Origin of the sequence: Sorangium sp. So ce1335 (genome assembly GCF_051521615.1) — a bacterium.
Taxonomy (GTDB): Bacteria; Myxococcota_A; Polyangia; order Polyangiales; family Polyangiaceae; genus Sorangium.
Genome location: NZ_CP150363.1, coordinates 6,216,308 through 6,239,036, shown reverse-complemented (window position 1 = coordinate 6,239,036; position 22,729 = coordinate 6,216,308). Strand labels below are relative to the sequence as shown.

Here is a 22,729-nt window from a genome sequence, read left to right as displayed (position 1 = left end):
CGCCGCCCAGAGCACAGCAGTGTGCGACCAGCGCATCAATCATGCGCATCTCGATTCGCGCTCAGGGGCAGCCTGATAGTGAAGGTGGACCCCTTACCTTCGGCGCTGCGCACGAAGATGTGCCCGCCGTGGGCTTTGACGATCTCCCTGCAAATGAAGAGCCCGAGGCCCATGCCGCTGGACGATGCGTTCCTGGGTCGGTCCACCTGATAGAAGCTCGAGAACACGTGCGGCACGTCGGCCGCGGGGATCCCCGGGCCCTGGTCCTCCACGTCGATCTCGGCGGCGCCGCCGGCGTGCCGCAGGCGCACGTCGATCCTGGGCGAGCCGTCGGCGTACCGGAAGGCGTTGCCTAGCAGGTTCATGAGGACCTGCTCCAGGCGCGCGGGGTCGCCCCTCACCACCATCCGCCCCGGCGCGCTGGAGGGCAGGTCGATGTGGATCTTCGGTGTCGGCGACATCGTCTGGGCGGTCTCCACGGCGTCCGCGACGAGCGGGACGAGCTCCACGTCCGCGAGCTTGAGCTCGAACTTCCCGGTCTGGATGCGGGTCGCGCTCACGAGGTCGTCGACGAGCCGGTCGAGCCGCTCGGTCTGGGCGCGGGCGAGCGACGCGAAGCGGTGAAGCCGCGCGTCGCCGTCCGCGGGAAGAAGGGTGGCGAGCATGTCGAGGTAGCCGCGCAGGGGCACGAGCGGCGTGCGGAGCTCGTGGCTCGCCATCGCCATGAAGCGATCCTGCAGCTTGCGGATGCTCCGCTCCGTGATGTCGCGGATCACGATCACGCCCCGCTCCACGGCGTCCTTGCCGGAGGCCTCGCTGCCGCCGATGGGGTGGCCCGTGGCCTCGAAGTGCCGCGTCGTGCGGCCGGGGCCGGGGGTCGTGAACTCCATCTGGAAGCGCTCGCCGCGCGCGGCCCGCTGCTCCGGCGTGTCCTTGTAGATCACCGGCCGGCCCTTCTCGTCGTGCGCCGTGAGCCGGCCCGTGCCGAACATCGCCTGGTACGCGTCGTTCGTGACCACCGGCCGCCCCGCGCCGTCCACCACGAGGAGCGCGTCCGCCATGCTGCGCAGGATCGCGGAGAGCCGCGCCCGCTCCGCCTCGACCGGCGCGGCGAGCTCCTGGATCTCGCGGCTCCGCGCCTCCAGATCGGCGTTCGTCGTGTTGAGCTCCTCGATCGTCGCCTGGAGCTCCTCGTTGACGGTCTCCAGCTCCTCGTTCGTCGCCTGGAACTCCTCGTTCAGCGTCTCGACCTCCTCCATGGCGGCCTGCGCCTCCTCGGTGGAGACCATCAGCTCCTCGTTCACGGCGCGGAGCTGCTCGTGCGCCGACGTGAGCTCCTCGTTGGCCCGCAAGATCCGGCGGTTCTGCTCGGTCAGCCGCTGGATCGCCGTCTGGTCCTGGCCGCGCGTCGCCTCCAGCCGGGAGAGCGTGGCGGCCAGCGCCCCGTTCTCGCGGCGGAGCTGCTCGCGCTCGGCGGCGAAGCGCTGCTCGGCGCGCTCGCGCTCGGCCCGCGCGGCGGCGAGCTCGGCATGGAGCTGCGCCTCCCGGCTGATGATCTGCTCGACCTGCTTGCGGCGCCGCACGTTCTCGGTGACGTCCTCGACGACCACCAGCGCGGCGTCGATCTTGCCGGGCTCGACGTCGGGGCGGGGACCGTGGCAGGTGATCTGGATGTACGTCGGCTCGTCCTCGGGCGTCGGCTCGACGGCGACCTCGATCGGCTGCGACGATTCGCCCCGGAAGGCGGCGTCGATCGCCTCGAGCAGCGGCCGGTGGGGGACGGACTGCGCGAGGTGCACGAGGTCCTGCCCGAGCGCCGTGCCGTGGATGCCGAGCAGGCGCCGCGCCGCGAAGTTGATCTCGAGGATGTCGTAGCGGCTGTCGACGAGCACGATGCCCACGCGGAAGCTGGACAGCAGCACGTCGATGGACATGCGGGCGCGCGGGAGCTCCCTGGAGCCGCCGCGCAGGGGCAGCATGGGGGTCTCGCCGCGGGGCGCGCGCCGGGGCGGCGCCGGGGCGGCGGCCACGGACGAGGGGGGCACGAGGATGCGCTCGCCGCGGCGCTGGTAGACCTTCTGGTGGATGTCGTGAGGGACGAAGTACTCGCTCAGCGGGCTCGTCGTCTCGGCCTTGCCGAGCACGAGGTAGCCGCCTTCCCGCAGCGAGAAGGCGAAGAGGTGGAGGGTGCGGCGCTGGAGGTCGCTCGTGAAATAGATGAGGACGTTGCGGCACAGCACGAGGTCGAGGTGCGGGAACGGGGCGCGCTGGCCGAGGTCGTGCTCGCCGAAGACGGTGAGGTTGCGGATGCGCTTCTTCACCTGGTAGTGGCCGTCGATCGCGACGAAGTAGCGGTCGACGAGCTCGCGCGGCAGCTCCTCGACGGCGGCCGCCCCGTAGATCCCGCGGCGGGCGAAGGCGACCGCGTCGCTGTCGAGATCGGTCGAGAAGATGCGGACGCTGAAGCTGTCGAGCTCGTCGCCGAGCAGCTCGCTGATCAGGATGGCGAGGGAGTACGCCTCCTCGCCGGTGGCGCACCCGGCCGACCAGATCCGCAGCGACTTGTTGTCGGTCCGGGCGTGGCCGATGAGCGCGGGGAGGATCACGTTGCGGAGGTGCGCGAAGAGATCCGGGTCGCGCATGAACTCGGTGACCTTGATGAGGAAGCTGTTGACCAGCCGCTGGTGCTCCTCGGTGTGCTCGGCGAGGTAGCCCACGTACTCGTCGATGGTGTCGGTGTTCGTGGCCGCCATCCGGCGACGCAGCCTGCGCAGGATGGTCGCCTGCTTGTATTTCTTGAAGTCGATGCCGCTCCGCTCGCGCACGAGCTCGAGGAGCGCGTGAAGGCGCTTGTCCTCCTCCGAGGCGGGGTCGATGTAGGATCCCGACAGAAGGTCGCTCAGGATGCTCCCGACGCGGCCGAGATCGGCCACGATATCGACCGTGCTTGGGGCCAGCGACTCGGGCATGCCGCGAAATTTCGCGGTGTCGGGGTTCTCGATGATCACCGTGCCGCCGCATTGCTTGACGTGGCGGGCGCCGACGCTGCCATCGGAGCCGTTCCCGGTCAGGACGATGGCGATGAGGTTCTCGCCGAAGACCTCGGCCGCGGTGCGGAAGAGCGTGTCGATGGACGGCTTCGGCCGCGCGCTCGTCTCGGGCATGAGGCGGAGCTCATGGTCGGTGATCTCCACGTCGCGGCCCGCGGGCACGACATAGACGACGCCGTCCTCGAGCGGCGAGGCGGAGGCGACGGTGCGGATCGGCAGCCCGCTGCGGCGGCGCAGGACGTCGCCGAGGTGGCTCTCCCGCCGCGGGTCGAGGTGCTGGGCGATCACGAGCGGGGCCGGGAAGGGGGGGCGCAGGCTCGAGACGAGCGTGCAGAGGGCCTCGATGCCGCCAGCGGAGCAGCCGACCACGACGAGCTGGGGCTTGGGGGTGGGTTCGGGCATGACGCGTCTCGCGCCTACACATAGTGCATGCCGGACGGGCGCGATGCGGCGATCTGCGCGGTGGAGGACAGCCGCTCAAGATAAGGGTGAACCGGCCCGGGTCGGGGGCGATCCCGCCGGCCTGAGCCGTGTGGGGCGGATCGGGGGAGCGGCACCGCCATCGCCGGGCCGGCCGTCGGACGGGATGGGCGCCGGCGCTCTTCGTCCGCCGGTTGCTCGCCGCCTCCGGAGCAGCGCGGCCGTGTCGCGAGCGTAGGTGACCGCGGCCAGCTTGAGCGTGTTCCAGACGACCCGCTCGCGGTCGCCATCATAGATCTTCCCCATCGGCTCGCCGGCCGTGCTCCACCGCCCCTCGTAGAGCATGACGTCGAGCGTGAGGCGCTGGAACGCGGCCACCTTGGGCGTGACCGATCCACCCACGATCTTGCGCGCCCCGCTGCGGACCGCGTCGTGGACGCTGCAGATGTAGATCGCGTTCCGGCTGAAGGGCGTCACCGCCGCGCGATCGATCCAGATGCAGCACAGCTCCGCGACGTCCGGCTGCGCGAAGAACTCCTTGATGTCCTGGCGGTCTCTCTCGTCCGGATGGATGAGCCGGTGATACCGATAAGGCGTCGCGCGGTTGAGGGCGTACCCGGCGACCAGGGTGCCCCCATCGAAGAACCCGCGGACCATGGCCCGGCTCAGGAAGTCGATGTCCAGCGGGAGGCCCGACAGCGCCTTGTAACGGGCCTGATAAAGCTGAAGGTCTGATTGCGTCGTCAGCGTGCGCGGGATGAGCATGCGAACCCCGATGTTGCCTTTCGAGAAAACCGCATATCTAAACGCACTTCTTGCATTCGGAGCAACCTGGAGATCGCACCGTCCTCCGGCGAGGAATCCTCGTGTGGCTCCTCACGAAATCTGCGGAGGGATCTCGGGCAGGGATCCTGGGAGCGCCGCGCGGACAGAGAGCATCCCCTCGCGACAGGTCGCGCGGCTTTCTCCTGGGGCGGCTGCCCCGGCCGAGCATCGCGCCGCAGGCGCACCTCCGGGTACACACGCCGACCGGCACCTGCATTGCTCGTCCGCACCCGGGCGCACGAGGGGGCGGCTGAGCGAGCCCTCGCGCGACCAGGTTGTGCAGGAGGAGGTCACCATGAAACCAAGTCTCTTCGCAGCGTCCACGGTCGCTGTCCTTGGCGTCCTGAGCATCGGCGCTGACGCCAGGGCCCAGAGCTGTTCTGAGACCGCGCTCGACACGGCGCGGGCCCTGGCCACGCAGTACTGTGAGACCGTCAAGGATGCCGACGTCGACCGCGTGGTCATCAGGCCGGCTCTGGAGATGAAGGCAGTCATGACGCTGCTGCCCGCGTGCACCCGCACGCACTCGCTGATCTGCAAGCAGCACATGGCCAGCCTCGTGTCGCAGGACCCCTGGTGCGTGCATCTCTACGAAGAGGAGTTCTACTTCACGTTCAAGGACGAGTTCACCGGCAGCGAGCTGAATACCAGCTCGCAATACCTCTACGACCAGCTCCAGTGGGAGGGCTGCAAGCTGCATTAGGCGCTCTCGGGCGAAGGGCCGCGCGGCGCGACCCGCCCGGCGGTCGCGTCGACGGCGATCGGGAGCTGCTTGCTCGCGGCCGGCCTGGCCGTGTTCCTCGCGAGCGACCGCCGGCGCCCCATCGGTTCACCGGAGCGAACGGGCTAGCGCTGGACGCCCTCCGGCAGCGCCGACGCCACGGCGGCCCTGCACGCCTCCATCGAGGCGCGGAGCTCCTCGAGCGACGCCCCCGGCGGATCGAGCGGCGGGTGCACGACCACCCGGATGACCCCGGGCGCCGCGGCATACCGGCCCTTCGGCTGGAGCGCGCCCGCGCCGTCGACGGTCACGGGCAGGACGCGCGCGCCCGCGGCCGAGGCGGTCCGGAACGCGCCAAGCCGGAACGGCAGCAGCCGGCCCGTCGCGCTCCGCGTGCCCTCGGGGAAGAACACCGTCGACCACCGCTGCATCACGTTGCGCTGCGCCTCGCCGAGGTCCGCGAGCGCGCCGCGGGCGCGGCCCCGGTCGACCGGGGTGTGGCCGTACAGGCGCATGCCCCAGCCGAGCACCGGCACGCGGAACAGCGCGCGCTTCGCCAGGAAGCGGAGCGGCGTGCGCCCCTGCAGCACCACGAGGAGCGCGAGGATGTCGAGCGTGCTCTGGTGGTTCGCCGCGATCACGTAGCGCTCGCCCGGCCGCGCGTGCTGGACGCCCTCGGCCTCGACCCGGACGCCGACGAGCCAGAGCGCGCCGCGCGCCCACACGACCGAGAGCCGATCGTGCATCCGCTGCCGGGGATCGAAGGGGAAGCAGAGCAGCCCGAGCGGGAGCAGCACGACGAGGAACAGCATCGCCCAGGCGTGGGCGAGCGCCGTGCGCACGACCTCGAGAGGGCCGGCCGGCGCCGCGGTGGCGCCTGCGCCGCGCGCGTCACGTCCATCGCGCGCGTCGGACGGAACGAGGGATGGCACCGGCCACCATGGTAGCACCCGGGCGCCGCGCCAGGGCTCCTCCAGGACCGCCGCCGGGACCTCGGCGCGGCGATCTCCGGCGCGGCGCGCTGTACCACGCGCACCTCGGCGGCCCGCGACGGCCGGCGGCCCGCGACGGCCGGCGGCCCGCGACGGCCGGCGGCCCGCGACGGCCGGCGGCCCGCGACGGCCGGCGGCCCGCGACGGCCGGCGGCCCGCGGCCCGGCGGCCGCCGTCACTTCGCGATCGGCGGCGCCTCCGGCCCGTCGAAGCGCGGGACGAAGCCCTCCACCGAGGCGAGCGTCTCGAGAAGCGTCACGTGGCGCAGGCGCGGGATCGCCACCATCGTCGGCGGGCCCATCTCCTCCTCCGGGACCGCGAGCGTCGCCGCCTCCGCCAGCCCCGCCACGGTCGCGGCCACGATCTGCGTCGTGCCCAGGCTGCTCGGCGCGATCGACCGGAGCTCGCGCGGCATCCCGGTCCAGTACTCCCGCGGGGCGCCCTGGAACGCCGCCTCGACCGGAGGCCGCGGCCAGAACGTCGGGTCCGTGAGGCCGAGCTCCTCGACGAGCACCGCGCGCTCGGACCGGACGTCGCGCGCCCCCTCCTCGTCGCCGAGCACATCGAACGCCTCGGCGCAGCGCTCGAGCGCGGTCACGAGCTGCGTCCGGTTGCCCGAGGCGCGGATGTGCTCGAGCGTCTCCAAGGCGTACGCCCTGAGCTCGCCGGCGTCGCCGCCCTGGAGCGCCAGGACGTGCATCCGGCCGACGCGGCCGAGGCCCACCGCGTACGCGTCGCCCGTGCCGGCCGACCCGATCTCGACCGCCCGCTCGTACGCGGCGAGCGCCTCGGGGAGGTGCCCCTGCACGAACAGCACGTCGCCCAGGTACCCCTCGGCCCAGCCGCGCCCCATGCCGATGCCGAGCACGCCGCTCAGGTTGCACGCGTTCGCGATCAGCACCCGCGCCCGCGCGAGGTGGCCGACGTGGAACTGGTGCCGGCCGGCGTACATCGTGCCGACGTACAGGTAGAGCCCGCTCAGGCCGTGCTCCTCGGCGTACGAGAGGAGCTGCGCGGTCGACCGGACGCCGAGCTCCCAGTCGAACCGGCCCTCCGCGAGCACCGCGTAGTAGAACCACGTGCCGAGCAGCCGCACCGGGTCGCGCAGGCGCTCGGCGAGGCGCGCGGCGTCGGCGGCGCTCTGCTCGGCCTCGGCGTAGTGGCCCGCCTGGCTCAGCGCGACGCAGAGGATGCCGCGCGAGTGGCAGAGCTCGACGTACTCGCCCGCCGCCTCGGCGAGCTCGCAGCCGCGGCGGAGCGGCTCGGTCGCCGGGCCGACCTTGCCCGCCGCGCACAGCGCGCGCCCGAGGATGTTCGCGGGCAGGCACTGGTACGGGCGCAGCTCGGGGCTCGCGCCGATCGCCTGGAGCGCCTTGCGGCTGTGCGCGACGGCGTCCGCGAACTCGCCCCGCACGTAGTGCACGCGCGACAGCGCGCTGGAGAGCGCCGCCGTGACGAGCGGCGTCTCCGGCAGCGCGCCCTGCGTGCGGCGCAGCAGGTCGAGCGGCTCCGCCGTGCTGCCGAGCAGGCACGCCACGCGCGCGAGCTCGTGCGCGCAGCGGGCCCGGAGCTCGACGCGCGCCGGATCGAGCGGCAGCCGCTCGAGCAGCGCGAGCGCCTGCTTGAGCCGCCGGCTCGCGCCGTGCGGGTCCTGGAGGCGGTCGGCCTCGCTGGCCGCGAGCAGGTACGTCGACGCGGCGCGATCGAGGTCGCCGGCGCGCTCGATGTGGTGCGCGAGCGTCCCCGGATCGCCGCCGCGCAGCTCGATGCGCCGCGCGATGCGCCGGTGGACCTCGCCGCGATCCTCGGGCGGCACCCGGGCGGCGAGCTGCTCGCGCGCCGCGTCGTGGGAGAACGACGTGAGGCGCCCGTCCTCGCTGAGGCAGACGTGGTGCGCGGCGGCGTCGCGCAGGGCGCCGTCGACCTCCGCCGGGTCGAACAGGCCGAGCGCGACGAGGTCGTCGCGCTGGAACTGGCGGCCGATGAGCGCGGCGACGCCGAGGACCTGGATCGCCGTCGGATCGAGCGCCTCGATGCTGCGCGCGAGCACGTCCGACACCGAGGCGGGCGCGCGGTAGTGCGCGTCGGCGCGGGAGAGCTCGAGCGCGCCGCTCCGGCCGCGCTGCAGGAAGCCCTCGGTCTCCATGTTGCGGACGACCTGGATGTTGAAGAGCGGGTTGCCGGCGGCGAGCAGCGGGACGCGGCGCACGAGCTCCTGAACGAGCTCGTCCCCCGCGCCGCGGCCCAGCGTCGAGATCAGCGCCCGGTTCGCCTCGGGTGGGAGCGGGCCGAGGTCGAGCCGCTCGACGCCCTTCCACGCGAGCCACCCCACCGATCGCGGCGTCATGGGCGACGAGCCGGGCGAACCAGGCGCGCCAGGCGAACCGGGCGATGCCGACGCGCCGCGCAGCCCGGACGAGCCGGGCGCGCCGCGCAGCCCGGACGAGCCCGGCGGCGGCAGCGAGCCGCGCGCGCCGTGGAACGGCGGCCGGGCTGTCGCGAGCAGCAGGACGGGCATCTCGCCGAGCTGGTCCGAGAGCCGCAGGAGCACCTCCTGCGTCGCCTCGTCGGCCCAGTGCACGTCCTCGATCGCGAAGACGACGGGGATCTCCTCGGAGATCGCGCCGAGCAGCCGCAGGATGAGATCGGCGATCCATCGTGGGCCGCCCGGGCCGATGGCGCCGCCCTCGTCGGCGAGCCCGACCGCGCGGATGAGCTCGGGGACGAGCCCCTGGAGCAGGGCCGCGTCGTCGGCGACGACGAGGCTGACGAGCCGGCGGATGCGCGCCGCGCGGTTGTCGCTGTGCCGCTCCAGCCAGAGCGCGACCTGCGTCAGCGCCTCGCGGAGCGCGGAGTAGGGGACGAGCCCGGAGAGCTCCCGGCACCGGCCGTAGGCGACGATCGCCGCGCCCGCCTGCTCCGCGCTGCGCAAGAGCTCGGCGACGAGGCGGCTCTTGCCGACCCCCGTGTCGCCGACGACGACGGCCGGCCGCGGCTCGCCGCGCACCGCGCACTGGAGGAGCTCCACGAGCCGATCGAGCTCCTGCTCGCGGCCGATGAACGGCACGTCGTCGAGCGCCTCGGGCGAGGAGGCGTCGCGCGCGTGATCGGCCTCGTCGGACGGCTCGGCCGGCTGCGCCGGCGAGCCGCCGTGGAGCGTCAGGTAATAGAGCTCCTTGAGCCGCGCGCAGAGCCGCGCCGCGCTCGAGAAGCGCCGCGCGGGGTCGCGCTCCATGAGCTCCTCCACGAGCGCGACGACGGGGGCCGGGGTCTCCGGGGCGACCTGGGAGAGCGGCACGAGCGCGCCGTAGAGCTTCTGGTTGATGATCGCGTTGACGGTGCCGCCCGCGAACGGGAGCCGGCCGGCGAGCAGCTCGTAGAGCACGACGCCGACCGCGTAGAGGTCCATCCGGGGGCTCGGCCGCCCGAGCGCGCCCCGCTTCAGGCACTCGGGCGCGAGGTACGCGATCGTCCCCGCGTTGACGCGCGCGTGCTCGGGCTGAAAGCTCACCGTGAGCGTGGCCAGGCCGAAATCGAGGATCTTGAGCCGGGGCTCGTACGGATCGGTGAGGATGATGTTGCTCGGCTTGAGGTCGAGGTGCAGCACGTTGAGCGCGTGGCAGTGGGCGAGCGCCTCGGCCACGCGGCGCACGATGCGCAGGGCCTCGATCGTGTCGAGCGAGCCCATCCGCGCGACGTACCGGTCGAGCGTCTCACCCCGCACGAGCTCCATCGCGAGGTAGAGGCCGACGCCGTCGAGGACGCCGTACGAGCTGAGCTTGACGAGCGACGGGTGGCGCAGCCGGAGCAGCGCCTCGATCTCGTTCTGCTGGGCGAAGAGCTGCCCGACGTTCTGGGCGCTCACGTCCTTGAAGATCTTGATGGCGGCGTCGTTCCCTGCCTCGTCGTGGCCGCGGAACACGGTCCCGAAGCCGCCCTCGCCGAGCGGCTCGTCGATCGTGTATTCGCCGATCCTGGCGCCGCGCTCGATCAAGGGACCGCCGACCATCGCTCCTGCCCTTCCGAGGTCTCCGTCATCACCTGCAGAGGCATCATGATACTCCGGACGCGGCGCCGTGCCGGGCGCAATGGCCCCTCCCTGCGCGCGTCGTCGAGGCCCGGGCCAGAGGAGGCGTAGCGCGCATCAACGCCCCTCGCCGCGCCTCGCATCCTTCGGCAGGAAACCGGGCTGTCACAAAGGCGCGGCAAGCCGGGTATCTGTCCGGACATGTGGATGTCCGGGTCGTGAAGAAAAGGTGAGCTCGCATCCAGAAAGGATGCTTTGCCCCCGGACGGCCGCTCCGGGAGACAACCGCGGCAGCCCTTTTCGGGAGGGGACCGCCCCGAAACGACAACGGCGGCAGCCCCCTCCGGGAGGGGACCGCCGCCGCGTCTGGCCTCAGGCCTGTCCGGGGATCAGGTCCCGCCGCTGGCCGAGCCGCTCGCGGAGCCGCTGACGCTCGCGCTCGCCTTGATGTTCACGTCGATCGAGGCGGTCGCGTTCGCCGACGCGTCGACGGCGGCCGCGACGCAGGCGACCGCCTTGCCGCCGGCCTTGAGCGCCGCGTCCTTGAGGTCGGCGCCGGCCTTGCCCACGCCGGACACCGCCGCCGCGAGCTTCTTGCCGGTGCCGAGCTGCACCTTCGCGATCGCCGGGAGCGAGGTGCGGAGCGCCGCGACGAGCTTCTGCGCGTCGGCGTTCACCTTGCCGTTCGCCACGATGCGGACGTTCGGCGGGTCGCACTTCGCCGAGCCGGCGGTCTTCGCCGTGCAGCTCATCTGGCAGCTCGGATCGACGCTCGGGGGCTTGAACTCGCCCGAGCACTTCGGCTCCTTGATCTCCGCGCTGCAGCCGCCCGAGCAGGAGCCCGAGCACTTCGCCGCCGCCTTGAGCTCGCAGGAGCCCGAGCAGGAGCCGTCACAGGTGCCCGTGCACGACCCCTCGGCCTTGGCGTCGCACTTGCCCTCGCAGGTGCCCGCGCACGCCGCGCCCTTCGAGTCCTTGCCGTCGCACTTGCCGTCGCACTTGCCGCCGCAGGTGCCCTTGAAGCCGGCGTCGCACTTGCCCGAGCAGCTCGCGTTGCAGGTGCCGGAGCACGCCGCGCCCGCCTCGACGGAGCACTTGCCCTTGCACTCGGCGTCGCACTTGCCGCTGATCTCGCCGCCCTCGCAGGACGCCTCGAGCTTGCCCGGCTGCACGGGCGAGCCGCAGTCGCCGAGGCACGCCTGCATCGCGTTGATGTCGGCGTAGCACTTGGGGGGCTCGATCTGGACCGTGATCTTCGCGTCGGCGTTCGCCTTGACGGCGGCGCCCACCTTGGCCGAGACCGCGTTGCAGACCTTCTCGGCGCCCTTGCCGCCGCCCGGCTCGGCGTTGAGCTCGGCGTCGCTCATGCCGAGATCCTTGCCGAGCTTGCCGCACGAGGCGATGAGATCCGCCTCCATGTCCGCCGTGAGCTTGTCGAGCGAGGCCGCAGCCTCGAGGAAGCCCTTGAGCTTGGCATCGACGTCGGCGCCGCCCTCGAACTTCAGGTTGGCAATGCCGCCGTTCTTCAGCTCCTCGCAGCCGCCCGCGGCGGACGCCAGATCACCGGCCGGCCCGGGGAGGTTGTCCGCGCCCGGGATCCCCTTGCCGCCGCAGTTCATGAGGAGAGGCGAAGCCAGCCCGACAAGGGCCACGGGCATCGCAAACAACTTCCATCGATTGACGCTCATCTCAGAAACCCTCCGGCACCTCGACAGGTACCCCATGGGGCGCGGACCCTACACCGGCGACCGCGACCTTGAAAGCCGGGACCGCCGCGATCCCGCGCGGCAGTCGCTCGCAATGCCAAGCAGCCCCGACTTCGGGCCCCAGCGATGGTGGGGCCCTCATGCCCCAAGTCACGATCGCTGTAAAGAAACAAGCTGAGCTTGCGGAGGGACGTTCGCCGTGTCGTGGCGTGAGACAGCGCGAGAGGACGCGCCCTCACACCCTCTCACCCGGCGCTCACTCGTCGCCTTCGTCGAACGGGAGGTTGAGCTGCGCGAGCGGCCGGGCGCCGACCGAGGGCCCGCCCTTCTTCTCGAAGAGCGCCTGCTCGCGCGCGATGTCGGCCTCGATGAGCTCCTGGTTGTCGTAGGCGAAGGCGAGCGCGTCGAGCACGCGCGCCGGCCCGAGGTTCGGGTAGCGCTTGAGGAGCGTCTCGACCGACGCGCCGCCGCGGTGCCACGCCCAGAGCCGGCGGACCGGGACGCGCGACCCGATCACGTGCGGGCTGCCGGCGAGCACCTGGCTGTCGCACCGCACGTGAGGGTGGGGGACGCGGATTCGCGGGAGCACCGGCGCGGCCATCGCGCGAGCGAGCCTAGTACCGGTCGCGATCGGATGGAAGAGCGCCGCGAGCCGCCGGCGGCGTTCGTCGCGGCGGCTGGACGGGCGCCCTCGTCGCGGCGGCTGGACGGGTGAGCTCGTCGCTGGCGCGAGGCCGAGCGCCTCCGGCCGGGCGCTCGCGCTCGCGCCGCACGCCCGCGCCTCACCGTCGAGTCGACCGCCGCGGCGGCTTCCATCGGCGCGATCCGGGCTACCCTACGCCGCGGAGGCGCGCGAGCATCACGCCCGACGTCGTCACCGACCGGAGCCCATCCCATGACCCAAGCCGAGAAAAACCCGCTTCGCGAAGGAATGCCCGAGGAGCGCACCGCCTCGCCTGCAGCGCTCGTGATCTTTGGCGCCTCGGGCGACCTCACCCGGCGCAAGCTGCTGCCCGCGGTCTACAACCTCGCGCTCAGCCGCCTGCTGACCGGCGGCTTCGCCGTCGTCGGCGTCGCGCGGCGCCCGAAGCCGGATTTCGCCCAGGAGATGCGCGAGGCCGTCGCGAAGTACTCGCGTCGCCCGCTCGAGGAGGCGTCCTGGAGCGAGCTCGAGAAGGGCATCAGCTACGTCCAGGGGTCGTTCGACGAGGCCGAGACGTACACGCGCCTCGCCGCGGAGCTCGAGCGGCTCGACGCTGAGCGCGGCACCCGCAAAAACCGCGTCTTCTACCTGGCCGTGGCGCCCGACCAGTTCGCCCCCATCGTGCGCGGCCTGCGCGCGGCGAACCTCGTCACCCCGCCGTCCCACGAGAAGGACGCGCCGTTCCAGCACGTGGTCGTCGAGAAGCCGTTCGGCGAGGACCTCGCGAGCGCCCGCGCCCTCAACCGCGACCTGCTCGCCCACCTCGCCGAGTCGCAGATCTACCGGATCGATCACTACCTCGGGAAGGAGACGGTCCAGAACCTCCTCGTCCTCAGGTTCGGCAACACGATCTTCGAGCCGCTCTGGTCGCGCCAGCACGTCGACCACGTGCAGATCACCGTGGCCGAGGACATCGGCGTCGAGGGCCGCGGCAAGTTCTACGAGAAGGTCGGCATCACCCGGGACATCGTGCAGAACCACGCGCTCCAGCTCCTCACGCTCGTCGCGATGGAGCCGCCGTCGTCGTGGGACGCGGACGCGGTGCGCGACGAGAAGGTGAAGGTGCTCCGCACGCTCCGGCCGATCGAGGGCCCGGGCGTGCTGTCGTCGACGGTGCGCGGGCAGTACACGGCCGGCATCGTGCGCGGCGAGAAGGTGCCCGGCTACACCGAGGAGCCCGACGTCGCGAAGGACTCGGCGACGGAGACGTACGTCGCGATGAAGCTCCACCTCGACAGCTGGCGCTGGGGCGGCGTGCCGTTCTACCTGCGCGCCGGCAAGCGGCTGGCGAAGCGGGTGGCCGAGGTGGTGCTGCACTTCAAGCCGCTGCCGCACGGCCTGTTCAAGGGCGCGCCCGGCGCGACCGACGAGCCGAACGCGCTCGTGATGCGCCTCCAGCCCGACGAGGGCATCTCGCTCCGGTTCGCGGCGAAGATCCCGGGCGGCGGCATCGCCATCCGCGGCGTGACGATGGACTTCCGGTACGGCGCCGCGTTCGGCTCCAGCACGCCCGAGGCCTACGAGCGGCTCCTGCTCGACGCGCTGCGCGGCGACGCGACGCTGTTCACGCGCGCCGACGAGGTCGAGGCGCAGTGGGGCTTCGTCGACCCGATCTTCGAGGGGTGGGGGACGCAGCGCGCCCCGATCGCGCGCTACGCCGCGGGCAGCTGGGGGCCCGCGGAGGCCGACGCCCTCGTCGAGCCGCCGACGGGCGCGTGCGGCGAGCGCAAGGCGACGGAGCGGGCCTGGAGGCGGCCGTGAGCGCGGGGCGCATCGCCGAGGTGATCAAGCGCGTCGAGTCGGAGCTCGCCGAGTTCTGGTCGGCGCCCGACGAGTCGCAGGGGGAGCCGGCCCCGAAGACGCGCGCGTCGACGATGAACTTCGTCGCGGTGGGCAGCCGCGCCGAGGTCGAGCGGCTGCGCGAGCAGGCCGAGGAGCTCGCCGAGACGCACGCGGGCCGGACGCTGCTCGTCACGCTCGACGACCGGCTCGACCCGTCGAGCGTGCAGGCCGAGTGGTCGGCCACGTGCCGCCGCGCGGGCGAGGTGCCGATCTGCTACGACCGCGTGGAGCTCACGTTCGGCGTGGCCGCCGCCGAGCGCGTCGCCTCGGTCGTCAGCGCGCTGACGATCTCCGACGTGGCCGTGATCGTCGAGCTCGCGCCGGGCGCGCCGAACGTGATCGGCGACGCGCTCGCGCCGATCTGCGATCGGCTCGTGTTCGACTCGGCCGAGACGAGCCTCGATCGCATCGCGGAGGTCGCGCGCGAGACGAAGGCGCCGCTCGCGGATCGCGCGTTCGTGCGGACGTTCTCGTTCCGCGAGCTCGTGGCGCGGTTCTTCGACGACGTGCCCGAGGCCTGCCGCGCGATCCGGCGGGTGGAGATCGCGCGCAGCGCGGGGCCGAAGCCGGATCCGGCGGCGCTGTTCCTCGGCTGGATGGGCTCGCGGCTCGGCTGGACGTTCGAGTCGCGCGGGCCGGCCCAGGGCGGCGCCGGCGCCGTCGGGCGGGCCCGCGGCGCGGACGGGGCGCCGATCGAGATCGCGCTCGTCGACGGGCCGCCGGCCGAGGACCTCTCGTGGCGGCGGATCGACGGCGTGCGCATCGCCACATCGCTGCGCGGCGAGCCTCTCTCGCTCGCGTGCGCGCGGCTCGACAAGGCGCCCGGCACGGCGCGGTGGACGATGGAGGGGGCGCGGTCGGCCGAGCACATCCACCCGCTCGGCTACCGCGACGAGACGTGGGTGCTGACGAAGACGATCGACTCGCTGGAGGGCGACCGGCTGCTGCGCGACGCGGTGCTCGCCGCCGCGAAATGGAGCGCCCTCTGAGGGGGGCCGAGAGGAGGAGCGAGATGAACGGACAAGAGGAGACGTGCGTCGCGCAGGACGCGGCGGAGCTCGCGCGCCTCGGGGCGGAGCTCATGGCGCGCGCCATCGCGGCGGCGATCGAGGCGCGCGGCGTCGCGCGGATCGCGCTCTCGGGCGGGAGCACGCCGTCGGGCGCGTACCAGCGGCTCGCGGCGCTCTCGCTGCCGTGGGCGCAGACCGAGTGGTACTGGGTGGACGAGCGCGCGGTCGCGGCCGACCACCCCCGCTCGAATTACGGCGCCGCGCGCCGCGATCTCGCGGCGGCCCGCGTCCCGGAGGACCGGTTCTTCCGCATGGAGGGCGAGTCGACCGACCTCGCCGCGGCCGCGGCGCGCTACGAGCAGCTCCTGCGCGCCCGCTTCGGGGTCGCGTCGGCCGTGGCGTTCGACGTCATGACGCTGGGGATCGGCGACGACGCGCACACGGCGTCGCTCTTCCCCGGGACGGGGGCGGTGGGCATCGAGGACCGCCTCGTCGCCGCGATCCCGGCGCAGCCGGACAAGGGGCTGGAGGCGCGGCTCACGCTGACGACCCCGGTGATCCGGGAGGCGCGCACGAAGCTGCTCCTCGCCTGCGGGGCGGCGAAGCGCCCCGTCCTGGAGAAGGCGAAGCGTCCCGGCCCGGCCGACGAGGTGCCGGCGCGCGTCGTGCGCGGCGGCGCCGGCAAGCTCGTCTGGCTGCTCGACACGGCGGCGGCGCCGGCGGGGTGAGCCGAACGAGGCGCGCGGATTCGCGCGCCGGGAGGCTTGACGCCGTCGTCTCTTGCCCGACAAGGCGCGCAGGCGTTGGCTCCCTCCGCCGAGCGAGAAGCTGAAAATCGAACCAATCCGGACTCCGGTGTACTCCCTGTGCACATAGCGCCCGTGGGATCGGACGAGACGCTCCCGGAGAGGGTCGAGGGCGAGGGCGCCGAGGCGCGCCCGTTCACGGCCGCGATCCTGACGGGGAACTACGTGGCCGCGCGCAGCTTGCTCCAGGCCGCGCTGCCGGACGGGCTCGATCACGTCTACGAGCGCATCGTCGCGCCCGCCGTGGAGCAGGTCGGGCGGCGCTGGTACGAGAACCGGATCACGGTCGCGGACGAGCACCTCGCCACGGCCGTCGCGCAGGCCGCCGTCGCGTCGCTGTACCCGCTGGTCCGGTGGCCGGCGGGGGGGCCGAGGGCGGTGGTCGGCTGCGCCGAGCCCGAGCGCCACACGTTCGGCGCGCGCATGGTCGCCGACCTGCTGGCCCTCGACGGCTGGCAGGCGACGTTCACGAGCGGGGAGAGCTCGCTCGCGCGCGAGCTCGACGACGCGGGGCGGGGCGAGGTGAGGCTCGTCGCCGTGTCGATCACCCTCGAGACGCACCTGCCGGCGGCGCGCGCGCTGATCCAGCGCGTGCGCGAGGCCGCGCCGGGCGCGAAGATCCTCGTCGGCGGCCGCGCCCTCGCGGCGCTGCCCGACGCCGCGACGCTGCTCGGGGCCGACGCTGTCGCGGGGTCGGCCTCGCTGGCCGTGAGGGTCGCGCGCGCATGGCGGTGACGCAGCCCGACGCGGCGGCGCTCCTCGGCGCCCTCCTCGCGAGCCCGGACGACCTGCTGCTCGTCGTGCAGCGCGGCGAGATCACCCACGCCAGCGTCGCGGCGGGCCGGCTGCTCGGCCGGGCCGCGGCGCCGGGCGGCGACGTCGCGTCGCTGTTCCACGAGACCTGCCGGGAGAAGCTCTCGGCGGCGCTGGCCCACGAGGCGGCCGCCCCGTGGGAGCTCCAGGTGCGCCGCGAGGACGGGGGCCAGGAGGCGGTGACGTTCCTCGTGGTGCCCGCCGCGGACGGGTCGCGCATCCTGCTCGGGCGGGCCTCGCTGCGGGACGAGGTGCGCCGGCGGGAAGCGGCCGCGATCGCGCTGACGGGCGAGCTCGCGGACCTCACCCGCGCGCTCGCGACGAAGGGCGCCGAGCTCGAGGCGGCGCGCGCCGGACTCGAGGAGCTCGGGCGGCAGCGCGAGGACTTCATGTCGATCGTGTCGCACGACCTGAAGTCGTCGCTGAACGCCATCCGGCTCCAGGCGACGCTCATCGAGCACACGCAGAGCGCCCCGACGCCGGCGCAGCGCGCGACGATCGCGGGGCGGCTCCTCCGCAACGTCGACCGGATGACGGCGCTCATCTCGGACATCCTGGACGCGGCGCTCGCCGACGCCGGGGAGCTGCGGATCGCGGCGCGGCGCCTGTCGCTCGAGGAGGTGGTCGCCGAGGTCGTCGACACCATGGCCCCGATCGCGGCCGAGGTGGGCGTGGAGATCCGCCGCGCGGCCGCGGGCGCCGCGCTCGTGCGCGGCGACGCGCGGCGGCTCTACCAGGTCCTCGTGAACCTCGTGGAGAACGCGATCCGGCACACGCCGCGGGGCACCGACGTCCTCATCGAGCTCGCCCCGCGCGACGGCCGCGTGCGCTGCGCCGTCGAGGACGCGGGGCCCGGCATCGCGCCCGAGGGGCGCGCGGCGGTGTTCGATCGCTTCCGGCGGCAGGGCGGGCGCGCGGGCCGCGCCGGCCTCGGGCTGCACATCGCGCAGCGGATCGTCGCCCTGCACGGGGGCTCGATCTGGGTCGAGGCCGGCGCGCGCGGCGGCGCGCGGTTCGTCTTCGAGCTCCCCGCGCCCGACGAGGGCGCCGCCGGCGGCGGGAACGCAGGCGCCGCACCGGAGCGGGACGCGGCCGCGGGGCGGGACGCGGCCGCGGAGCGGGATGGTGGCGGGAGCGCTGGCGCGCGTTGAGCCGGCCCCTCGCGCCGCCGGGGGGCCCGGGGGCTCCGCGCTCAGGACCTGCGGGGCGCCCGGCGGGCCGGGGGCTCCTCCGCGGCGGCGAGCTCCCGCGCGATGGCGAGCGCGCCCCGCACGCCGACGAGCGGGTCGGTGACCACGGCGACCGGCACGCCCTGGAGGAGCGGCGCGAGGCGGCCCTTCTTCAGGAAGGACTTCATGAACAGCTCGCGTCGCGCGGTGACGAGGTGCCGCGCGATGTTGCCGAGGACGAAGACCCCGCCGAGCGCGAGCTCGCGCAGGGCGAGGTTGCCGGCCTCGGCGCCGTAGATCTCGACGAACAGGTCGACCGCGCGCGCGGCCGGCCGGAACGCGCGGGCGAGGCCGATCTCGGAGATCGCCGCGTTGCGGTCCCCCTCGGCGAGGCGGCGCTCGATCGCGCGCGGCACGCGGGCCGCGCGCGCGGTGGTGAAGAAGTCGAAGAGGGCGCCGAGCCCGTCGCCCGACAGGACGCGCTCGTAGCTCACGTGGTCCGGGTGGCGCTCGCTGAGGAAGTGCCACAGCTCGGCCTCGACGGCGGAGCGCGGGGCGAAGTCGGTGTGCCCTCCCTCGGTCGGCAGCGTGAGGTGGCGGGCGCCGTCCCAGATGAGCCGGGCCTCGCCGAGCCCGGTGCCGGCGGCGATGACGGCGAGGTGGTTCCCCTTCGGCCGGGGTCGGCCCTCGGTGAGCGGCGTGATCGAGCCGCGGGGGATGTGCAGGCAGCCCCGCGCGCCGACGACGAGATCGTTCGCGAGCAGGACGCGCCCGATCTTCAGCCGGCGCGACAGCTCGCGCTCGGCGAGGCGCCAGGGCAGGTTCGTCACGGTGGCGACGTGGTCCTTGATGGGGCCGGCCACGCCGAGGACGGCGACGGCGGGGTGGGGGGCGTCGCTGCGCACGAGGAAGGGGAGGGCGATCTCCTCGAAGCTCGCGTGCTCGCGGCTGCGAAAGACGGCCTCGGAGAGCGGCCGTTCGCCGGACGCATCGTAGAGGGCGAGCCGGGTGTTCGTGCCACCGATGTCGCCGACGAGCAGCGTCGGCGCCGCGGATCTCTTGGTCCTTGCCACGCGGCCGCCCTGCCAGCGAGTCGCCTCGGCCGCAAGGCGATCCGTCATCCGGCGGGCGCGATAGAAGCGATCGCCTCGTTACGCCCTGCGGCCGCGCGCGATCGCCCGGATGCGGCCGTCCCGCGGCGCTGCGCTGGCGATCTCTCGCCGCGGCGCTGCCTCCCGCATCGCTTGACCGCCGGCCTGCGTCCGGTCGAAAGTGCCACCGTGCAGCGGCTATTCACCGCGCTTCTGGTCGCGTTCGCCGGCTTCGCCGCGTCGGGCGGAGCCGCGCTCGCCCAGCCGGCGCAGGGCGCGTCCGCGCAGCCGCCGCGGGCGCCTGTAGCGGCCCAGCCGGCGCGCTCGCCCGCGGCCGTGTCGGCGCAGCCGGCGCGCTCGCCTGCGGCCGTCGTATCAACGCAGCCGGCGCGCTCGCCTGGGGCTGTCGTGTCGGCGCAGCCCGCCGCGCAGGCGGCGTCGCCGTCATCGCAGGTCGCGCCCGCGCCGCCATCGGCGCACCTCGCGCCGCCGCCCGCGCACGTCCCGCCGTCGTCAACGCAGGCCGCGCCCGCGCCGCTGTCCGCGCAGACTGCGCCGCCGCCCGCGCAGGCCGCGCCGCTGTCCGCGCAGGCCGAGCCGCCGGCCGAGCCGCCGGCGCAGGCCGAGCCGCCGCCGTCGCCTCCGCCGGTCCAGCCGCCGCTCGTGCGGGTCGCGCCGCCGCCGGCCACGCCGGCGCCACCGCGGGCGCAGGTCGTGCTGGCGCCCGCGCCGCCGGCCTCGTCGGCCGATCTGGTCGGCCCGCCCGCCCCCGAGCCACTTCCGCCGCCCCCGCTGGCCGAGCAGCCCGAGGCGCGCGTCGAGCTGCTCGGCCGGACGGTCTTCGCCGTCCGCGTGCACCGGGGCAACCTGTCTCCCCCGGAGCGCGCCCGCGAGGCGGCGAAGGTGCTCGAGCGCGCCGCGCAAGAGAAGAAGGTCCCCGACGTCCGCATCGACGAGCAGGCCGGCGTCGCGGTCGTCTACGTCGGCGAGAGCCCGCTCATCCACCTCGGGCCCGAGGACGCCGCCGCCGCGGGCGCCGCGACGGTCTCGGTCCACGCCGCCTCCATCGCCGCCACGGTGCGCGACGTGCTCGCCAAGGAGCACAGCAGGAGCCAGATCGCGACGAGCGTCTTCTCGTTCTCGCTGCTCGTGTTCTCGGGGCTCATCGCGCTGCTCCTGCTCCGCAAGGTCGGCGAGCTCGTCGCGCGGGCGCGCGCCTGGGTCGCCGAGCACCCCGAGCGGCTCCCGGCGCTGCGCGTCCGCGGCATCGAGATGCTCAGGCCCGCCGCCTCCCAGGGCGCGCTCTCGGTCGCGCTCGGCGCCGCGGGCGTCCTCGTCCGCGCGGGCATCGCGTACATCTGGATCCTCTTCGCGCTCTCGCTGTTCGCGTCCACGCGCGACTACAGCCAGAAGCTCACCGGCATCGTGCTCGCGCCGATGTCGGACCTCATGGGGCGCATCGCGCGGAGCGTCCCGGTCCTCCTGCTCGCGATCGTGGCGACGATCGCGGTCCTCGTCCTCATCCGCTTCGTCGGGCTCTTCTTCGGGAGCGTCAGCCGGGGCGAGACGTCGCTCGGGTGGCTCCCCTCCGATCTCGCGATCGCCACCGGGGTCCTCGTCCGCTTCGGCATCCTCGTGGCCGCGCTGCTCCTCGCCGCGCCGCTCATCACCGGCACCGACGAGGGGGCGCTCACGCGGGTCGGCTTCGTCGTGCTCGCGTCCGCGGCGCTCGCCAGCACGCCGCTCATCGCGTCCGCGGCGGTCGGCCTCTCGATCATCTACGGGCGACGTTTGCGCATCGGCGACATCGCCGACGTGGGGGGCCGGACCGGGCGGGTCCGCGAGCTGACGCTGCTCGAGGCGCGCCTCGAGGACGAGGACGGGTGCGTCGTGCGCGTGCCGCACCTGCTCAGCCTGTTCCACCCGACGCGCGTCCGCGGCCGCCCGCCGCTCGTGTCCGTCGAGATCAGCGTCGACCCCTCGGCCGATCTCGAGCGCGTGCGGGAGCTCCTGCTCCGGACGGGCTCCGGCCTCGGCAGCCGCGCGCGCGCCGCGCTCGTCGCGATCGACGAGGGCGGCGCGCATTTCCGGGCCACGATCGCCTGCGACGGCGACGACGTGCGCAGCCGCTGGCTCACCGCGGTGGCGCAGGCGCTCGCCGCCGCGGCCATCCCGCTCGGGCGGTCGCCGTCGTCCTCCGGCAACGCGCGTCACCGCGTCGTGCCCGTCGACCGGGGCGCCGCCTCGTGAACGCCGTCTGGCTCCTGATGGGGCTGCTCGTGCTGTCGTACCTCGGCAGCTCGCTCGTCGGCGGCCGCGTGCTCCGGGGCATCGGCCTGCCTTCCGGGGCCGAGTACGTGGTGCTCGGCTTCGTCGTCGGCCCCACGGCGCTCGGGCTCCTCGAGCCCTCGTCCATCGCCGCCTTCGACCCCGTCGCGGGCGTCGCGCTCGGCTGGCTCGCGCTCGTCGTCGGCCTCGATTTCGGCTTCGTCGGCAACCGCCGCGTCCGCCCCGCCCGCATGGCGCTCGCCGTGCTGATGAGCATCGCGACCGGCTGCGCGGTCGCGGCCGCCGTGTGGTTCGTGGCGGCGCGCGTCGCGCCGTCGCTCGAGCGCGGCGACCGGGTGCTGCTCGCCGCGGGCGTGGGCGCCGTCTCCGCGGAGACGACGCGGCACGCCGTGCTCTGGGTGACGCAGCGCTACAGCGCCAGCGGCCCGATCTCGGATCTCATCGCCGACATCGCGGACTGCGACGACCTCGGGCCGCTGCTCCTGATGGGCGGCGCCTTCGCGCTCGTCCCGCAGGCGACGGCGCCCTGGCCGCTCCCGTTCTGGGGGTGGACGATCGTGACGGCGCTCATCGGCGTGGTGCTCGGGCTCATCGCGGTCGTGCTGCTCGGCACCGATTTCCGCCTGATCCAGAGCTGGGGCGTGCTGCTCGGCACCTCGCTGTTGACGATGGGCACGAGCGCCCGCGTCGGCCTGTCGCCGCTCCTCGCGACGTTCGCGATGGGCGTGACGATCGCCGCGGTCTCGCGGCATCGCGAGGAGATCGTGGCCATGGTCGCGCCGACCGAGCGGCCGGTCATCCTGCCGGCGCTGCTGCTCGCGGGCGCGCACGCGAACCCGAAGGCGGCGCCGTTCCTGCCGTGGATCGTGGCGATCGCGCTCCTCGCGCGGGTCGCCGGCAAGCTCGCGACCGGCCTCGTCTTCCGCGTCGCGTCGCCCGGCGCGCGCGAGACGTCGCCGTGGCTCGGCCTCGGGCTGCTCTCGTCCGGTGCGGTGGCGATGAGCGTCGGCCTCGCCTTCGCGCTGCGCTTCCCGGGCCCCGTCGGTGACACCGTCCTCTTCACCGCGGCGGCGGTGGCGGTGTTCGGCGAGTTCGTCGGTCCGCAGGCGCTGCGCGCCGCGCTCCGCAAGGCCGGCGAGCTCGCCGCGCCCGAGCGCGAGTCGCTCTTCTTCGGCCGCGGGCTGGCCCGCGCCGGGCGCGACGCCACGCCGGTCGAGGGCGAGCCCCCGCCGTCACCCGCGGCAGGGCGAGGGGAAGGGTAGGAG

General features: G+C 74.0%; 15 protein-coding genes. 8 read left to right on the top strand and 7 right to left on the bottom strand.

From position 1 onward, the window contains the following. Window positions 1-35: 35 nt before the first annotated feature. Both WMF24_RS23035 and WMF24_RS23030 read right to left on the bottom strand, forming a co-directional pair. On the bottom strand, window positions 36-3,452 hold the full coding sequence (locus WMF24_RS23035; protein WP_437738590.1) for a CheR family methyltransferase: 3,417 nt from the start codon (window positions 3,450-3,452) through the stop codon (window positions 36-38). A gap of 75 nt (window positions 3,453-3,527) precedes the next feature. Then, a complete protein-coding gene (locus WMF24_RS23030; RefSeq protein WP_437738589.1) occupies window positions 3,528-4,235 on the bottom strand; it encodes a hypothetical protein in 708 nt (235 codons plus the stop codon). 355 nt (window positions 4,236-4,590) lie between these two features. Between WMF24_RS23030 and WMF24_RS23025 the strand changes: the two genes are divergently transcribed. After that, window positions 4,591-4,998, top strand: a complete 408-nt coding sequence (locus WMF24_RS23025; protein WP_437738588.1) for a hypothetical protein — start codon at window positions 4,591-4,593, stop codon at window positions 4,996-4,998. Window positions 4,999-5,141: 143 nt separating this feature from the next. Here WMF24_RS23025 and WMF24_RS23020 read toward each other — a convergent pair whose 3' ends face one another. The 4 genes from WMF24_RS23020 to WMF24_RS23005 all read right to left on the bottom strand — a co-directional run bounded on the left by WMF24_RS23020 (window position 5,142) and on the right by WMF24_RS23005 (window position 12,342). Next, window positions 5,142-5,948, bottom strand: coding sequence for a lysophospholipid acyltransferase family protein (locus tag WMF24_RS23020; protein ID WP_437738587.1), 807 nt, complete (start codon window positions 5,946-5,948; stop codon window positions 5,142-5,144). A gap of 235 nt (window positions 5,949-6,183) precedes the next feature. Continuing rightward, window positions 6,184-10,017, bottom strand: a complete 3,834-nt coding sequence (locus WMF24_RS23015; RefSeq protein WP_437738586.1) for a protein kinase domain-containing protein — start codon at window positions 10,015-10,017, stop codon at window positions 6,184-6,186. Window positions 10,018-10,424: 407 nt separating this feature from the next. Continuing rightward, entirely contained in the window at window positions 10,425-11,723 is a 1,299-nt protein-coding gene (locus tag WMF24_RS23010; protein WP_437738585.1) for a hypothetical protein, read from the bottom strand. A gap of 274 nt (window positions 11,724-11,997) precedes the next feature. Beyond that, window positions 11,998-12,342: a DUF433 domain-containing protein gene (locus tag WMF24_RS23005; RefSeq protein WP_437738584.1), complete on the bottom strand. Its 345-nt coding sequence runs from the start codon at window positions 12,340-12,342 to the stop codon at window positions 11,998-12,000. Between the two features lie 294 nt (window positions 12,343-12,636). Here WMF24_RS23005 and zwf point away from each other — a divergent pair, with 294 nt between their 5' ends. The 5 genes from zwf to WMF24_RS22980 all read left to right on the top strand — a co-directional run bounded on the left by zwf (window position 12,637) and on the right by WMF24_RS22980 (window position 18,066). Beyond that, window positions 12,637-14,205: a glucose-6-phosphate dehydrogenase gene (gene zwf, locus WMF24_RS23000; RefSeq protein WP_437738583.1), complete on the top strand. Its 1,569-nt coding sequence runs from the start codon at window positions 12,637-12,639 to the stop codon at window positions 14,203-14,205. Next, window positions 14,202-15,275 (top strand): glucose-6-phosphate dehydrogenase assembly protein OpcA, encoded by a 1,074-nt coding sequence (locus WMF24_RS22995; protein WP_437738582.1) that lies wholly within the window; start codon window positions 14,202-14,204, stop codon window positions 15,273-15,275. The genes zwf and WMF24_RS22995 overlap by 4 nt, the downstream gene beginning before the upstream one ends. 23 nt (window positions 15,276-15,298) lie before the next feature. Continuing rightward, complete coding sequence (gene pgl / locus WMF24_RS22990) at window positions 15,299-16,024, top strand: 6-phosphogluconolactonase (RefSeq protein WP_437738581.1); 726 nt, start codon at window positions 15,299-15,301, stop codon at window positions 16,022-16,024. A 153-nt stretch (window positions 16,025-16,177) separates the two neighbouring features. Continuing rightward, on the top strand, window positions 16,178-16,837 hold the full coding sequence (locus tag WMF24_RS22985; protein ID WP_437738580.1) for a cobalamin B12-binding domain-containing protein: 660 nt from the start codon (window positions 16,178-16,180) through the stop codon (window positions 16,835-16,837). Continuing rightward, window positions 16,828-18,066 (top strand): sensor histidine kinase, encoded by a 1,239-nt coding sequence (locus WMF24_RS22980; protein WP_437738579.1) that lies wholly within the window; start codon window positions 16,828-16,830, stop codon window positions 18,064-18,066. Before WMF24_RS22985 ends, WMF24_RS22980 begins: the two co-directional genes overlap by 10 nt. A 41-nt stretch (window positions 18,067-18,107) precedes the next feature. Here the strand turns inward: WMF24_RS22980 and WMF24_RS22975 are convergent, their stop codons facing one another. Then, complete coding sequence (locus WMF24_RS22975) at window positions 18,108-19,205, bottom strand: glucokinase (RefSeq protein WP_437738578.1); 1,098 nt, start codon at window positions 19,203-19,205, stop codon at window positions 18,108-18,110. 378 nt (window positions 19,206-19,583) lie between these two features. Between WMF24_RS22975 and WMF24_RS22970 the strand changes: the two genes are divergently transcribed. Next, the gene (locus WMF24_RS22970) at window positions 19,584-21,425 is read left to right on the top strand and encodes a mechanosensitive ion channel domain-containing protein (protein WP_437738577.1); all 1,842 of its coding nucleotides are present in this window, start codon (window positions 19,584-19,586) and stop codon (window positions 21,423-21,425) included. Further along, window positions 21,422-22,726 carry a cation:proton antiporter gene (locus tag WMF24_RS22965; protein WP_437738576.1) on the top strand — a complete coding sequence of 435 codons (1,305 nt, stop codon included), beginning with the start codon at window positions 21,422-21,424 and terminating at the stop codon, window positions 22,724-22,726. Before WMF24_RS22970 ends, WMF24_RS22965 begins: the two co-directional genes overlap by 4 nt. The last annotated feature ends 3 nt before the right edge of the window (window positions 22,727-22,729 follow it).